The 15,480-nt window shown below is 61.2% G+C and carries 12 protein-coding genes; 3 read left to right on the forward strand and 9 right to left on the reverse strand.

Going from position 1 to position 15,480, the window contains the following annotated elements; translation table 11 throughout:
• Positions 1 to 49: 49 nt before the first annotated feature.
• The 5 genes from ASD63_RS28750 to ASD63_RS28770 form a co-directional block, all read right to left on the reverse strand.
• Positions 50 to 1,480: an NAD-dependent succinate-semialdehyde dehydrogenase gene (locus ASD63_RS28750; RefSeq protein WP_034796477.1), complete on the reverse strand. Its 1,431-nt coding sequence runs from the start codon at positions 1,478 to 1,480 to the stop codon at positions 50 to 52.
• 200 nt (positions 1,481 to 1,680) lie between these two features.
• Positions 1,681 to 2,922 (reverse strand): kynureninase, encoded by a 1,242-nt coding sequence (kynU, locus tag ASD63_RS28755; protein ID WP_060517966.1) that lies wholly within the window; start codon positions 2,920 to 2,922, stop codon positions 1,681 to 1,683.
• Between the two features lie 12 nt (positions 2,923 to 2,934).
• Positions 2,935 to 3,858 (reverse strand): ABC transporter permease, encoded by a 924-nt coding sequence (locus tag ASD63_RS28760; protein WP_034796480.1) that lies wholly within the window; start codon positions 3,856 to 3,858, stop codon positions 2,935 to 2,937.
• Between the two features lie 7 nt (positions 3,859 to 3,865).
• On the reverse strand, positions 3,866 to 4,645 hold the full coding sequence (locus tag ASD63_RS28765) for an ABC transporter ATP-binding protein (RefSeq protein WP_034796481.1): 780 nt from the start codon (positions 4,643 to 4,645) through the stop codon (positions 3,866 to 3,868).
• Positions 4,646 to 4,784: 139 nt separating this feature from the next.
• Entirely contained in the window at positions 4,785 to 5,771 is a 987-nt protein-coding gene (locus ASD63_RS28770) for an ABC transporter substrate-binding protein (protein ID WP_060530140.1), read from the reverse strand.
• A gap of 165 nt (positions 5,772 to 5,936) precedes the next feature.
• Here ASD63_RS28770 and ASD63_RS28775 point away from each other — a divergent pair, with 165 nt between their 5' ends.
• The 3 genes from ASD63_RS28775 to ASD63_RS28785 all read left to right on the forward strand — a co-directional run bounded on the left by ASD63_RS28775 (position 5,937) and on the right by ASD63_RS28785 (position 9,916).
• Positions 5,937 to 6,722 carry a GntR family transcriptional regulator gene (locus tag ASD63_RS28775; RefSeq protein ID WP_060530141.1) on the forward strand — a complete coding sequence of 262 codons (786 nt, stop codon included), beginning with the start codon at positions 5,937 to 5,939 and terminating at the stop codon, positions 6,720 to 6,722.
• A 235-nt stretch (positions 6,723 to 6,957) separates the two neighbouring features.
• Positions 6,958 to 8,694: a hypothetical protein gene (locus tag ASD63_RS28780; RefSeq protein ID WP_060530222.1), complete on the forward strand. Its 1,737-nt coding sequence runs from the start codon at positions 6,958 to 6,960 to the stop codon at positions 8,692 to 8,694.
• 148 nt (positions 8,695 to 8,842) lie between these two features.
• On the forward strand, positions 8,843 to 9,916 hold the full coding sequence (locus tag ASD63_RS28785; protein ID WP_060530142.1) for a porin: 1,074 nt from the start codon (positions 8,843 to 8,845) through the stop codon (positions 9,914 to 9,916).
• 332 nt (positions 9,917 to 10,248) lie between these two features.
• On the opposite strand, the gene ASD63_RS28790 is transcribed toward ASD63_RS28785, so the two are convergent.
• The 4 genes from ASD63_RS28790 to ASD63_RS28805 form a co-directional block, all read right to left on the reverse strand.
• Positions 10,249 to 12,138: a sugar phosphate isomerase/epimerase and 4-hydroxyphenylpyruvate domain-containing protein gene (locus ASD63_RS28790; RefSeq protein WP_060530143.1), complete on the reverse strand. Its 1,890-nt coding sequence runs from the start codon at positions 12,136 to 12,138 to the stop codon at positions 10,249 to 10,251.
• Between the two features lie 28 nt (positions 12,139 to 12,166).
• Positions 12,167 to 13,027, reverse strand: a complete 861-nt coding sequence (locus tag ASD63_RS28795) for a shikimate dehydrogenase (RefSeq protein WP_060530144.1) — start codon at positions 13,025 to 13,027, stop codon at positions 12,167 to 12,169.
• Between the two features lie 91 nt (positions 13,028 to 13,118).
• A complete protein-coding gene (locus ASD63_RS28800) occupies positions 13,119 to 14,135 on the reverse strand; it encodes a TRAP transporter substrate-binding protein (protein ID WP_060530145.1) in 1,017 nt (338 codons plus the stop codon).
• Positions 14,136 to 14,198: 63 nt separating this feature from the next.
• The gene (locus tag ASD63_RS28805; RefSeq protein ID WP_060517979.1) at positions 14,199 to 15,479 is read right to left on the reverse strand and encodes a TRAP transporter large permease subunit; all 1,281 of its coding nucleotides are present in this window, start codon (positions 15,477 to 15,479) and stop codon (positions 14,199 to 14,201) included.
• Position 15,480: the final 1 nt, after the last annotated feature.

A 15,480-nucleotide genomic window follows, 5' to 3' on the forward strand; every position in this document is an offset into this window, starting at 1 on the left:
AGACAGCGGTTTCGGCCTGATCATCCATTCATTGCGGCGCGCGATGCCGTCAGGCGGTGCGCAGCGAGACGTTCTTGACGACGGTGTAGTGATGCAGGCCCTCCGCGCCACCCTCGCGGCCAAGGCCGCTTTCCTTGACGCCACCGAAGGGCGTTTCGGCGACGGAGGCCTCGAGCGTGTTGATCGAAAGATTGCCGGCCTCGATGCCCTGCATCAGGCGGTCGATGTTGGCGGCCGAGTTGGTGAAGCCATAGGCGGCAAGACCAAACGGAAGCGCATTCGCTTTCGTAAGCGCTTCGTCGATCGAGGCAACCGGATTGATCAGCGCGAGCGGGCCGAAGGGCTCTTCGCTGAGCGCGCGGGCATCATCCGGCAGATCGGCAATCGCGGTCGGCGCGAAGAAGTAGCCCTTGCCGTCCAGACGTCCGCCGCCGCACAGGATGCGGGCGCCCTTTGCGCGCGCATCGTCGACAAGCTCCTGGAGGGCAGCGATGCGGCGATCGTTGGCCACCGGGCCCATCTGCGTCCCTGCGTCGAGGCCGTCACCGACCTTGATCGAACGCGCCTTCTCCACGAAGGCGTCGGTGAAGCGCCTGTAGAGCGTTTCGTGCACGAAGAAGCGCGTCGGCGAGGTGCAGACCTGGCCGGAATTGCGATACTTGCGGGTGGCGCAGGCAATGCCGGCCGCAACCGGATCGGCATCCTCGCAGACGATGACGGGCGCGTGGCCGCCAAGTTCCATCAGCGCCGGTTTCATCACTTGCGAAGCGAGCGTCGTCAGGTGCTTTCCGATGACGGTCGAGCCGGTGAAGGCGACCATGCGGATCCGGTCCTGAGGGATGAGATAGCCTGAGATTTCGGCGGGGTGGCCGAAGACGAGGTTGAGCACACCGGCAGGAAGGCCTGCATCGTGGAACGCCCGCGCTATGTGCACGACGCCGGTTGGCGTCTCCTCGGACGCCTTCATGATGATGGAGCAGCCGGCCGCAAGTGCGCCGCCGATCTTGCGAGCGGGCTGGCTCATCGGGAAGTTCCAGGGCGAGAACGCCGCGACTGGGCCGATCGGTTCCTGCAGCACGATGTAGCGGATGCCCGGCGCGCTCGGGATAACCCGGCCGTAGAGACGCACGCATTCGCCGGCGTCCCATTCGAAGAATTCGCAACCGCGAATGACCTCGGACCGCGCCTCGGAAAGCGGCTTGCCGTTTTCGAGCGTGATCGAACGCGCGATCTCCTCTGAGCGCTCGCGCATAAGCTGGGCCGCCTTCAGGATGATCGCCGCGCGGGCAGCCGGCGATGTCCGGCTCCAGGCCTGAAAGCCCTGCCAGGCAGCGTCCGTTGCGTCGGCGAGATCCGTCTCGCGGGCGACCGCCACCTTGCCGATGACATCCTCATTGGCGGGGTTGATGACGGCGAGCGTCTCAGAGGTCGCCCTCCATTTTCCGCCGATATAGAGCTGAGCATGCGTATCCTGAGCCATGAGATTGCCTTTTCGCCATTCCTTCAGAGGCTGCGCCTTCCTGTTCCGGTAATGGATGCAATCAGCGGTCTAATATAACAATCCACATAGGTTGAATGAATTGATATCGAGATGTGATAAGTCTCGAGCCAGCCCAAACGAAAAAAAAGCGCCTTCCCGGACAGGGAAAGCGCTTTTCCATTTTTCACAAGCGATCGCGATCAGGTCACGGCGCTACGGACAGCAAAGCGGGCGTCGCGCCAAGCGCCAGTCTCCATCACGTCATGCAGCACGTCCACGGCGTTCCACACATCCTTAAAACTCGTATAGAGCGGTGTGAAACCGAAACGGATGGTGGCCGGGGCGCGGAAGTCACCGATGACGCCCCGCTCGATCAGAGCCTGCATGATTTCATAGGCCCCCTCGTGCTCGAAGGAGACCTGGCTGCCGCGCACCGTGCCGTCCCTTGGACCGACCAGCTTCAGGCCATGCGCGCCGCAACGCGCTTCGACGAGCTTTATGAAGAGGTCGGTGAGTGCGATGCTCTTCCGGCGGATGGCCGTCATGTCCACTTCATCCCAAAGATCGAGCGCGGCCGAAAGCGTGCGCAGCGACAAGATTGGCTGCGTGCCGGAGAGGAAGCGCAAGATGCCCGCGCCGCCGTCGTAATTGCGCTCGAAAGCGAATGGACGGGCGTGGCCCCACCAGCCACTGAGCGGTTGGCTGGCCTTTTCCTGATGGCGCCTGGCAACATAGATAAAGGCTGGCGCACCGGGGCCACCATTCAGATACTTGTAGGTGCAACCGACGGCGAAATCGACGTTGCAGCGATCGAGTTCCACCGGCAGCGCACCGGCCGAATGGCAGAGATCCCAGACGACGAGCGCACCCACATCGTGCGCGCGCTTGGTCAGCGCCGCCATATCGCGCAGAGCGCCGGTCTTGTAGTTGACGTGATTGACGAGCACCACGGCGACGCTCTCGTCGATCAGGCCTTCGATCCGCGGGCCATCGACGCCCTCAAGCCGCAGGACGGTACCGGGCCGCGTCGCAATCACGCCCTCAGCCATGTAAAGATCGGTCGGGAAGCTCTCGCTTTCCGCGACAATGACCTTGCGCTCCGCATTGAGGCCGAGTGCGGCGTGCAGCGCCTTGTAGACATTGGCCGAGGTGTGGTCGGTCACGGCCGTCTGGCCGGGTGCTGCGCCAATGAGGCGGCCGACGCGGTCGCCGAGCGTCAGCGGCAGGGCGAACCAGCCAGCCGTGTTCCAGCTGCGAATGAGGTCGCGGCCCCATTCGAGTTTCGCGGCCTTCTCGATTTCGGCGTAGGAGGCAAAGAGCGCCGCGCCGAGCGAATTGCCGTCGAGATAGGTGACGCCTTCGGGCAAATCAAAGCGCTTCTTGAAGGCCGCGAGCGGGTCGTCGCGATCGAGCGCCTCGACAGCATGGATATCGATGTTCATGGGGCAGTCCTTCTATTCACGGACGGTTTCGCGGGCCGGCATGGGGCCGCGGGCGCGCTTGAGGGTTGGGAGCGCCAGCATGGCGAGCACGAAGAGGCCGGTGGCAAGTTTCAGGTCGGTCGGCGGCATGCCGGCGGCAAGGCAGAGCGAGACAAGCTGGTAGTAGACGATGGCTCCGACGAAGGGTGCCGCAAGCTGGCGCCGGATCGTCTGCTTGCCGACAATGGCTTCGCCGATCATCAGCGCCGCAAGGCCGTTGATCAGCGTACCGATGCCCATGTTGACGTCCGCAAACCCCTGCGACTGCACCATGAGCGCGCCGCTGGTGGCCGAGAAGGCACCGGCTAGACCGACCCCGCCGATGGTGAAGGCCCAGATGCTGATCCCCTGCGCTTCCGCCATATCCGGGTTGGAGCCGACGGCGCGCATGGCCGTTCCGCGTTCGGTCCGGAAATAGAGGTTCAAAAGGCAATAGACGGCAATGCCGAGCAGTCCTGCAACGACGATCTTCGCGACCGGGAAACCCGGCTCGGCAAAGGGTACGCCATCGAAAATGGTTGGCGTGCCGTACACCGAGAGGTTAGACTTGCCCATCAGCCGCAGATTGATCGAGTAGAGCATCGTCATCATCAGAATGCCGGCAAGCAGCGTGTGGATGCGGAAGCGCAGATGCACGAAGGCCGTGCAGCTACCCGCCAGGAAGCCTGCGGCCATCGCAACGAGGATCGCCAGCCAACCGGGTGCGCCACCGGCGAGCGACAGCGCGCAGACGCAGCCGCCGAGCGGGAATGCGCCCTCGCTCGTCAGGTCCGGAAAATTCAGTGTTCGGAATGGCAGCATGATGCCGAGAACGATGAAGGAAAGGATGAGGCTCTGCGCCAGCGTGACCGGGACGAGCGTGATGAAGTTCGAAAATATCATAGAAACCGTTTCCATGTCCGTCTCAGCTTGCGAGCAGCATCCGGTCGGTCTTCATGCCGAAGTGACCAATGAGTTTCGGGATCGTGACCTCGGCCTTTTCCGCGCCGGTGATCTCGAGCCGGATCTGGCCGGCATCGAGCATCACCACGCTATGGCCGAAATCGACGGCGTGCTGCATGTTGTGCGTCACCATCAGCGTGGTGAGATTGAAGGCTTCGACCGCGCGTACCGTCGCCTGCATGACGATGTCAGCCGTGCGGGGATCGAGGGCTGCGGTATGCTCGTCGAGGAGCAGCAGATCCGGCTGGTCGCACGTCGCCATGATCAGCGAAAGCGATTGCCGCTGGCCGCCTGAAAGCAGTTCGACGCGCGTGTCCAGTCGGTTTTCGAGCCCGAGGTTCAGCGCAGCGAGGCGTTCGCGGTAGCTTGCGAGCCGCCTGGCATTGAGGCCACGGCCAAGGCCAAGTTTCTTGCCGCGCAATTCGGCAAGCAGCATGTTTTCCGCAACCGTCATCGAGGCGGCGGTGCCTTTCATCGGATCCTGGAAGACCCGGGCCACCCGTGTCGCACGTTTGTGCACGGGCAGTGCCGTCACATCGTCGCCGTTGATGAGGATCTTGCCTGAATCGAGCATGAGCGCGCCGGAAATGGCATTGAGCATGCTGCTCTTGCCGGCGCCGTTCGATCCGATGACGATGGCGAAGTTGCCGGTCGGAAGCGTCAGGCTGAGATCGTTGAGGGCGATCTTCTCGTCGGGCTGCCCCTTGTAGAAGACCTTTCGTGCAGATCGGATTTCGAGCATCCGTTCCTCCTCTGAGCAATTCCGTAGAGGCCGCCTCCGCAGCCTTGCTTCCGGAATTCATGTAAATACGAATGGACAGGGCGCGCGCGGCGCGCTCATGGACGGCGGCGTCGTGGCCGCCGCCGTAGCTGGCGTCGGATTACTCGACGATGCAGTTGCAGTCGGCGAGCGAAGCCGGGATCTCGACGCCGAAGGCGGCCATCGCCTTCTTCGAGATCAGTGCCTGGTGGTCCTCATAGGCAGGGAAAACAGGAGCAATGGACTTCGGGTCCTTGCCCTTCAAGACTTCAGCCGCAATCTTGCCGGCATTCTTGCCGACCTGCTCGTAGTTGACGGCAAAGCTTGCCGGCACGAAATCCTCCTGTACGGCAGTATCGACGGCATTGACGACCGGGATGCCCGCCTGGCGCGCCGCCGACGCGACCGCCGCGATCGCCGGCTGGATCATGTTGGAGGTCGGGCCATAGATGACGTCGACCTTACCGGAGAGCGAGGTGATGCGCTGCTGGATGTCGTTGAGGTTGTCGACGCCGACTTCGACGACTTCAAAGCCCTGCTCAGGCGCAATTTTGCGCACAGCTTCGAGCAGCGCGACGTCGTTGGCCTCGCCCGGATTGTAAGGCAGACCGAGCCGCTTGGCGTTCGGCAGGAGCTTCCTGGTGAAGTCGAGCACCGCCGCCATGTCCTGGCTGTCGGTCGCACCGGTGATGCCGTCATCACCGCTTTCGCGGGAAGGCACGAGCTTGGCCGCGACCGGATCGGTCACGGCCGTGAAGATCACCGGGATGCCGGAGCCTGCGAGCGCCTTCTTGGCGATCTGCGAAACCGGGGTGGTGACGGTGTAGACGAGCTTTGGCTGTTCGGCCTGCAGCTTGGCGATCATCTGCGGCACCAGCGAGGCGTCGAAATTGGTGTGGCTCTCCGTGTAGACGACGTCCTTGCCCTCGACGAAGCCGTTTTCGGCGAGCGCCGCCTTGAAGCCGGCGATGGCGGCGTTGAGCGGTGGGTGTTCGCCGAAATTGGCGATGCCGATGCGGATCGGATCGGCAGCCGCCGAACCGATGCCGGCAAGCACCAGACCGGCTGCCATCAGGCCCGTGATGAGTTTCGATTTTGTCGTGGCCATGTGTTCCTCCTCCAGCTGTCGCAGTGACAGCACGAGGGATGAGGAAGCGCAGCCCAACGACAAAGTCAACGATATAGTATACAATTATAGCAATTAGCGATTATCATATATTATTCTCGCATATATGATCACCGAACATTTGGGCGGTGAATTTTGGAGGTGCCTTTGGTCGACGAGCAGGAAAACAGCACAAAAACAGAGGCCGCCTACAGGATTTTGCGAACCGAGATCCTCATGGCCCGTCTGCAACCGGGGGCGCCGTTGCGGCCCGACCTTCTGAGCAAAACCTATGATGTCGGGCGGACGCCTCTTCGAGAGGCGCTGTCGCGGCTGGAGGCCGAGCGGCTGGTAGTGGCGATCTCCAACCGCGGCTTCACCGTCGCACCCGTGTCGCGCAAGGGGCTGGAGGATCTGACAAAAGCCCGCGCAGTCGTCGAAATCCCTCTGTTGCTGGAAGCCATGGAGCGCGGCGGCTCGGAATGGGAATCGGCGATCGTCACGGCGCACTACCGTATGTCTCGCTGCAAGACGATCGTCGAGGATTCTTCCGACCTTGCCGTGGATACCTGGATGGAACGGCACGAGGCATTTCACGCCGCCCTCTTGAGCGCTGCGCAATCGAGTTGGCTGATGCACTTCCGCTCGACCATCTCCGACCAGCTCCAACGCCACTACCGGTTCCTCGCCTTCGCCCCTGTTCTGCGCGCGGCGCACGGAGAGACGACCGGCTACGCGGAGGCCATGGCCGCGCTGCATAAGGCGCAATCCATCGGTCCGCACACCGAGCTGATGGAGGCCGTACTCGACCGCAACGCCGAACGCGCTCGGATCCTGATGGACGAGCATTTCGGCTATCCGCTCGAAGTCTACGCCGTCGAGGAAGGGGAAGTTGCGTCATCTGGATCCCGCAAACCATCAACACGCCCGGGAACTCATAAGAAATCCGCATGAATTAATGCTGATTAAGGCGATTGTTATGGGGAAAGCGACCCTGTTTCATGGCGCCTAAGCAAACGGAAGCGGCGTGATTTGCGCGGGCATGAGGAGGCCTGCGCGATCAACTGACACGACGAAAGAAGAATTCGGAACGCGACACAGGGGTGTGTTCGCCGCCGAGCTGTCGTTTGCTTGCGCCGCTGCCAGCCTTGGACGCGTCCGTTCACCGATATTCCAGGAGGAGACCAACATGCCGAGAAGGCTGATCATCACGTGTTCAATTTTGTGTCTGGCCGCGGGCACTGCGCTTGCCGCGGGTTGGGAAAAGGAAGTACCGACGGAAATCAACATCCAGGATCCCCACCTCAAGCGCTGGTCGGAACTGACCTACGACAAGCAGCCGCCGGCGCTGACGCCGGGCAAGGACTACGGCATGGATCCGGCGACGGGCAAGTTCAACGCGCCGCGCGCCACAGCACTCGGCGCATCGCCGAACTTCCCCGGCCAGCTCACCCATTGGGACGACAAAACCTACAAGAGCAACGTCGAGGAAATCGCCTTCTACCCGCACATCACGTCGCCCTGGCATGCCTGGCCCGACGTCGCGGATTTTGACGGCAAGCGCTACATGTACCTGCATGACCGCGACTACATGCGCGTGCTCGACATCACCGACCCGGCCAAGGCCAAGGTCGTCTATTCCAAGGGCGGCGTCTGGGGACAGGACGGTTCAAGCGAAGACTGGGACGCCAAGACGGTCCAGGACTATTTCGGCGGTATGACGATTGCCTGGAGTGAAAAGCTCCAGAAAAACGTCGTCGTCGCCTCCTACGAGATCGGCCGCTTCGGCATTCTCGACAACAAGCGCACCCAGCCCGACATCGTCGAGACGCTACGCCACTACAATTCGCTCAAGGGCTTCAAGGTCTACGAGATGAACGGGCCGCTGCCGAGTGACTGGACGCTGATCGCCACCCGCACGACCGACATCAACAACCCGGACGCGCCCATCGGCAAGCAGCAGGGCTCCGGTTCGCTCGACGCACCCGCCTGGTTTGGCGGCAAGTACATGTACCTCTCGTCGGCGCCCGACGACAGCTACGCATTGACCGAGTATCCGGACTACCTGCATTCGCCGGGCTACCAGGCTTGGGACATGACGGACCCGGCCAATCCTCTTTTCGTCAGCCAGGTCACCGTTCCCGGACAGGTCGTCGGCGACAAGGCAAGCGAGGACGCCTACCTGATGAACCCGCGCGCCGGCAACCGCACGTCTTGGATGGGCTCGCGCATGCCGCTGTTCCTGCCGAAGCCGGTGGAAAAAGGTGGCAAGATCGGCTTCGGCGCGATGGGCGGCCTCGGCTTCTACACCTTCGATCTCACCAATCCCGGCACGCCGGAAATAATGGGCCATCTGAGCATTCCGCCAAGCTTTGCCGGTACCGAATTCGACAATGCCGATACCAGCCAGTACGAGCGCACCGGCTATGTCTTTGCCAACGGCTACCCGATGAACTCCAACTGCTACGAGCCCTACAAGGACGTGCTGGTCATCGACGCCAAGGATCCGAAGGACCCGAAGGTCGTCGCCACCTTCCCGCGTCCGACACCCCCGGCAGAGGCCGAATTCACCGACTATTGCCAGCGGCGCGGCAGCTTCGGTCCGAAGCGTTCCGGCACGACCCACCAGCCGGGTCACAGCCGCGACGGCATCCTGCCCTATGCCTTCTACAATGCCGGCCTGCAGATCTTCGACGTCAAGGACCCGAAGGATCCGAAGATCGCCGGCTACTACGTGCCGCGCTTCCCCAAGCCTGAGGAAATGCCCGAATACACCTATGAAAACGCCAGCTTCGCGGTCTTTACCGAATACGACCGCAACATCATCTGGCTGATCAGCATCGACGGCATCCGCGCCCTGAAGACGCCGCTTCTCGGTGAACCGAAAACCGGCCTTGCCGGCGAAGTCTGGCCGCCGCGCGGGTAACCCCGACTGGCCGGTATCGCAAACGATACCGGCCCTTTTTCCTCTCATTCCATACAGACCCGCTCAGCACCCGCTTGTCCCGCACGCCACGGACGGAGCCGGCGAAGCTTTGCCAATTTTCAAGAACCGACAAGGGAACGAACTCGATATGTACAAACCAACCAGTGCTACGGCACTTCTCCTCCTGAAAGGTGCCGCAGCGGCGCTCTGCCTGATGGCCGCCACCCAAGCGGCAACGGCTGCAGACGCGGAACCGGTCGAATATGTCCGCGTCTGCGATGCCTATGGCAACGGTTTCTTCTATGTTCCGGGCACCGAAACCTGCCTGAAGATCAGCGGCTACCTGCGCCACGAGGTTGCGGCCGGCGACGATGTCTACTGGGGCGGCTCGCTCGATGGCTTGCCCGGCAAGGCGCGGGCGACACTGCGCTTCGACGCTCGCAATGAAACCGAGTTCGGTACGCTGCGCTCCTATCTGGAGACGCGCTTCGAGCACAAGGCATCTGGCGAGCGCATCTACATTTCAGAAGCGCTTATCGAGCTTGCCGGCTTCTCGGTCGGCATCGCCGATTCGCTCTTTGCCAACTGGACCTGGGGTGCCGGCAACGTCATCTACGACGACGTCATTTACTACTCGGGCGACCGCACGATGCAGGCGAGCTATACCCACGACTTCGGCAACGGCTTTTCCGCCATGGTGGGCGCAGAGGAAGGCAATGGCTCCTGGGAACTGGAGGCGGTCGACGCGTCCGGCGTGGCAAGCCGCGAGTGGTTTGACCTACGGGCCGTCAGCATTCCCCACCTCCTCGGCGGGGTGAAATACGAAGCGGACCGGATGAAGCTTTTTGGCATGGCGGCCTATGACACGCGCTATGATGCCTGGGCCTTCAAGGCGCGCGTCAACCTCGACGTCACCGACACGCTCTCATTGTTCGTCATGGCTGCCTACCAGTCCGACCCGAGCCGGCCGAACTACTACGGCAGCTGGTACGGCGACTGGGCAATGTGGGGCGGTGCTTCCGTGAAGGTCAGCGAAAAGGCAACCATCAACAGCCAGATCGACTTCGAGGAGGATGGCACCTGGAACGCAGCCCTCAATGTTGCCTATGAGATCGCGCCGGGCTTCAAGATCACGCCGGAGCTCGACTACACCGCTTTTCGCGGGTTTCGCGGACACGAGGACGCCTTCGGTGGTGTCGTGCGCTTCCAAAGAAACTTTTAAGCTTCGCGTTGAGGAACCGGCGGCGACCTTGCTGCCGGTTTTTATCCGGCTGCAGCAACGATGCGGGCTGCCCTTGCCAGAGAAACCTTCGCGCTGTGCAACTCCCTGAACGGAATCGAACCCCGCCACCAGTTGTTTCAAAGCTTACGAGTATCTCACCACTCCAAGATGAGCATTCCAGGCGGCGACTGCTCGCGGCCAGGGTCCGTTCGCACGCGGCTTGACCGGTTGAAGGGTCGTGCGCCAAAGGATTTCAGCATAGGGCATGCCATCGGCCGGGAACCGGGCGCGAACTTTCCCTAGCAACGGAAAGAATTACCATCGCTAGGCTGTCAGCCTTTTGGCAGCCCCTCTGGCCTCAGGTACTTTCGTAGCGCTGCAATGCGAAAAATCGCGTTGGCGGCTCCGTAGCCGCGATAGCTCCGTCTTTCGACGATCTCGAAGAAGAAACCTTCGCCAAAGGTCGGGCTGTAGAGCTGGTAATACTCGCCGTCCTCGTCGCGGTCATAGAGGATGTTTTCGGACTTCAGCCTTTCGACGAGTTGAACGTCGAGACCGAAGCGCGCTTCAACGTCATCGTAGTAGTTCGGCGAAATCGGTAGCGCCTTGAAACCATTGGCGCGCAATGCCTGCGCAGTCGAAAAAATGTCATTGGTGGCAAAGGCCAGATGCTGGACGCCGGAACCGAAGGTTTCGGCGATGAACCGGCCGGCCAGCGTGTTGCGATTTTCCGCGCCGTTCAGTGTCAGGCGCAACGTGCCGGCGTCATTTTCCACGACCTGGCTGCGAACGATGCCTGCTGGATCGACGATGTCGATCATCGGCGTCTTATGAGCATCGAGTAGCGATGTGTAGAAGAGCAGCCAGGTTAGCATTTCCTCATATTTTACGGTCTGAGCGATGTGATCGATGGAGCATAATCCGGCCGCGATGACAGAGCCGCCGTCGCGCACTGGCTCAAACTCGATCTCCCAGATCTTGGAGAGCTCGGATTTGTCGTCCAGAAAATAGATGAGCCCTCCGCCCACTCCGTGGATCGCCGGAACCACGAGCTCGCCTGGACCAACCGGCTGCTCGAATGGTTCTGCCCCAAGCACCCGTGCCCTTTCTACCGTCGCCGCAGCATCATCCACCATGAGGCCGAAGGCATAGGCGGACGTGCCGTGAACGAGATAGGAAGCGCTGGCAAAGCCTTCGCGCTCGGTGTTGACCACCAAGTTGATGGCGCCCTGGCGATAAACCACCACTTGTTTCGTCCGATGCTGTGCTGTTTTCGTGAATCCGATTGAAACGAGCAACGCTTCGAGTTCGCTTGCTTCCTCTTCCGAGGCACTGAACTCCACGAACGCTACACCTCTCACGTCGGCGCGGGGGGGCATTATGGGGACCGGCAAACGAGTATCCGGTTCGGCGCGCCTAACCTGATCCCCGAGATAGATCAGCGAGCGATATCCGTCGACAGCGATCGCATTGGCATTGCCTCCACGAAATTGGTCGTTGAAGATTTCGAGCGATAGATAGCCGTCATATCCAGTTGCCGCCACCGCGCGGGTAAAGTCTGTCACTGGGAGATCGCCCTCGCCCGGCATATTGCGGAAGTGCCGGCTCCAATACAGCAGATCCATGTCGATCAGTGGGGCATCGGCCAACTGGACTATGAAGATCTTCTCCTTCGGGATGGAGCGGATCGAGTTGATCTCGATCTTGCGCGACAGCGTATGAAAGCTGTCAAGGATCAGCCCGATACTCGGGTGATCGACGCGTCGGACGATTTCCCAGGCGTCTCGATGATCGCTGATATGACGTCCCCAGGCGAGCGCTTCGTAACCGACGCGCAAGCCCCGCTTTGCGGCCCTTTCGCCGAGTTCGCTAAAGTCCGCGGCCGCCCTGTCAATGCCACCAACGGCAGCCGGCGAGACATTGGAACAGACAAGGACGAGGTCCGTGCCAAGCTCCTCCATCAAGTCGAACTTGCGCTCGGCACGGTCGAACGTTCGGGCTCTCAACGGCTCCGGCATGCCCTCAAAATCCCGGAACGGCTGGAACAGACTGATCTCCAAACCGAAATCTCGCACCATGCGGCCGACCTGACGCGGGCTCTCGTCAAAGGCGAGGAAATCGTTCTCGAAGATTTCGACACCGGCAAAGCCCGCCTTGGCGATGGCACGCAGCTTGTCCTTGAGGTCGCCGCTGAGCGAAACCGTTGCTATCGAGGTCTTCATCACTTGCTCCTCGCTGGATTTTCAGGAATCAGCCGGTCATTGCCTTGAAATGGGCAAGCATCCGCTTTGTGTCGGGCTCAAGACCTGTAAACAGGCGAAAAGCGCCAACTGCCTGGAATACCGCCATTCCCCCACCGTCGAGCGTGCGGCATCCGCGTCGCCTCGCTTCTGAAAGCAGCGGCGTTTCGAGCGGGAAATAGACGATCTCGGCGACCCAGTGCCGCGGATCGAGAAGTTCGGCGTCAAGCGGCATCCCGGGATAGTTCGCCATGCCGGTCGGCGTGGCGTGAATCAACCCGGATGCCGATCGCATCGCAACAGAAAGGTCCGTACCGGCGGTGATGTCGGCTTCTGGAAACAAGGCGGTCAGCATCGCGGCAAGCAATCGCGCCCGTTCCGGCTCGCGATCGAAAACGATGAGACGCTTCAGGCCAAACGAAAGCGCGGCATAGGCTGTTGCGACGCCCGCACCTCCTGCTCCCAGTTGCACGCCCGAGGAAAGATCTGCATCGGGCAATCCGCGCCTGAAGCCTTCGGCAAAGCCCCACCAATCGGTGTTGTGGCCATATCGTCGCCCTCCCGTGAGCACGACCGTGTTGACGGCACCAAGCCTGTGTGCGTCTGGCGAGAGTTCATCGAGATGGGCAATGACCGCCTGCTTGCACGGATGGGTTATGTTGAGGCCGGCAAACCCCTGCCTCTCAGCGTCGGCGAGCAGCCGCGGCAGATCATTTTCCGTCGCACCAATTTCGGAAAGATCGATAAGCTCATAAGCATAGCGGAGTCCCTGAGCTGCACCTTCGGCCATGTGCATGGCGGGCGTCAACGAGGCCTGGATGCCTGCACCGATCAGGCCCGCCTTCAAGGGTCTTACAAGCGTTTCGGACATTGTTTCCGTTTCCATCTTCTGAGCCCGTTGCAAAGGGCAGCCAGCCTTCGGCCCGCCGCGACTTTGCGGGCGGGCCGAAGTATTCGCGCGGTTACTGGCCCCGCGCGGCACCTATCTCCTTGAACAACAACTGCACGGTGTCAGCGCCGATCTCGGCGCTAAACTTCTCGATCACCGGCTTGACGGCGTCGCGCAGCTTCTGCGTCTCCTCGGGACTGAATTCGCTGACCTCCATGCCTGTCTTGCGGATTTCCTCAAGGGCTGCGGTATCCGCCTCGCGCGAGACCTTGCGCTGATAGTCGCGGGCCTCGGTCGCGGCCGCCTGCAGCACGGTCTTTTCCTCGTCGTTCAGGCCGTCCCAGAACTTCTTGCTGACGAGCACGATCTGCGGATTGTACTGGTGACGGGTCAGCGTCATGTATTTCTGCACTTCGTAGAACTTGGCGTTCAGGATGTTTGCGGCGGGGTTTTCCTGGCCATCGACCGTTCCGGTCTCGAGCGCTGTATAGAGTTCGGTGTAGGGCAGCGGCACGGCGTTGGCCCCGAGCGTGTTGAAGAGCTCGATCGGGATCGGGGACTGGATCGTGCGGATCTTAAGGCCCTTGATGTCTTCAAGCTTGGTCACTGCATGGCGATTGTTCGTGAGATTGCGGAAGCCGAGTTCCCAGTATCCAAGTCCGACTAGGCCGGTATCGGGCAAAAGCTTGCTGAGGCTCTCGCCAAAGGGGCCATCCATCACCTTGTCCGCCTCCTCGCCACTATTGAAGAGGAAAGGAAGGTCGACGGCACCGAATTGCTTGGCGTTGTTGGCAAGAATACCGGCGTTCAACACGGTCATCTCGATAACGCCGCCCTGGAGGGCGGAGACGGTCTGCACGTCACCACCAAGCGTGCCGCCGGGGAACAGCTTCACCTCGATCTTGCCGCCACTCTTTTCATTCACGAGCTCGGCGAACTTCTCCATGCCCGTCACTTGGGGGTGACCCTTGTTGTTGGCTGACGCGAACTTGATGGTCTGGTCGCGTATCTCTGCAAGCGTTGGCGCTGCTGCAAACAAAACGATCGGCAGGGCGACGCCCAGTGCCATTTTTGTCAATCGGTTCAACATGTTATCCTCCCAGATTGAGCCGGTAATCCCGCCGGCCTGTTGAAGCGCAATAAAAAGTTGCCGTCAGTGCCCAAACCAGGAGACCGGTACGGTCACCAGTTCTGGGAACAGGACGAGCAGGAAAAGGACGATCAGTTCGGCAATGAGGAAGGGCCACACGCCCTTCATCAGGTCCTCCATCGTCAGTTTCGAGACGCCGCAGATAACGTTGAGAACGGTGCCCACTGGCGGGGTGATCAGGCCGATCGAATTGTTGATGATGAACAGCACGCCGAAATAGACCGGGTCGATCCCCGCTTGCTTGATGATCGGCATCAGAACCGGCGTCATGACGAGGATCGTCGGCGTCATGTCCATCGCTGTCCCGACGACGACGATCAGGACCATGATTGCGATGAGCAAAAGGGTCTGGTTGTCCATCAGCGGTTCGACAAGCGCGGCAAGCGCACCGGGGACGTCTGCAACCGTAATCAGCCAGGCGGAAACGGCAGCGCAGGCAACCAGGAACATCACGACGGATGTAATTTTCGCGGCCGCTACGAAGACATGGAAGAGCTGGCCTGGCGTCAATTCGCGGTAGATGACCATCGAGACGAACAGGGCGTAGACCGCCGCAACAACGCCGGCTTCGGTTGGCGTGAAAACACCAAACTTCAGACCAACGATGATGATCACCGGCAACAGAAGCGCCCAGACACTGTCGAGCAGCGCTCCAAGCCGCACGCGGGCGCTTTGTCTTGGCGGGAGCTCGAACTGCTCCTTGCGAGCGACGATAAGCCAAGTGATGCAAAGGGCCGCGGCGATCATCAAACCCGGGAAAATGCCCGCAAGAAAGAGTTTGGTGATCGAGACGCCGCCAACCACACCATAGAGGATGAAGCCGATCGACGGCGGAATGATAGGCCCGATGATCGATGCAGAGGCAAGCAGCCCTCCGGCGCGCGCCGGATCATGACCGCTCTTCAGCATCATCGGCAGAAGCAGCGCGCCAAGGGCCGCCGCGTCGGCGACAGCTGAACCAGAGAGGCTGGAAAGAATGCAGGCGGCAAAGATCGCCACGAAGCCGAGGCCGCCGCGGATGTGACCGACCATGGCCATCGCCAGGGCGACGATGCGGCGGGAAAGCCCGCCGGTGTTCATGACCTCGCCTGCAAGCAGGAAGAAGGGCACGGCCATCAACGGAAAGCTGTCGGCGCCGTTCAAGACATTTTGGGCGACGATCTGTGCATCGAAGAGCCCGAGAAAGAGCATCAGGGCGACGCCGCTGATGATCAGCGCAAATGCAATCGGCACGCCGAGCGCCATGGGGCCGAGAAGTGCGCCAAGGAAGATGGTGACCGTCATC

The organism is Ensifer sp. Root558, assembly GCF_001427045.1.
GTDB classification, from domain to species: Bacteria; Pseudomonadota; Alphaproteobacteria; order Rhizobiales; family Rhizobiaceae; genus Ensifer; species Ensifer adhaerens.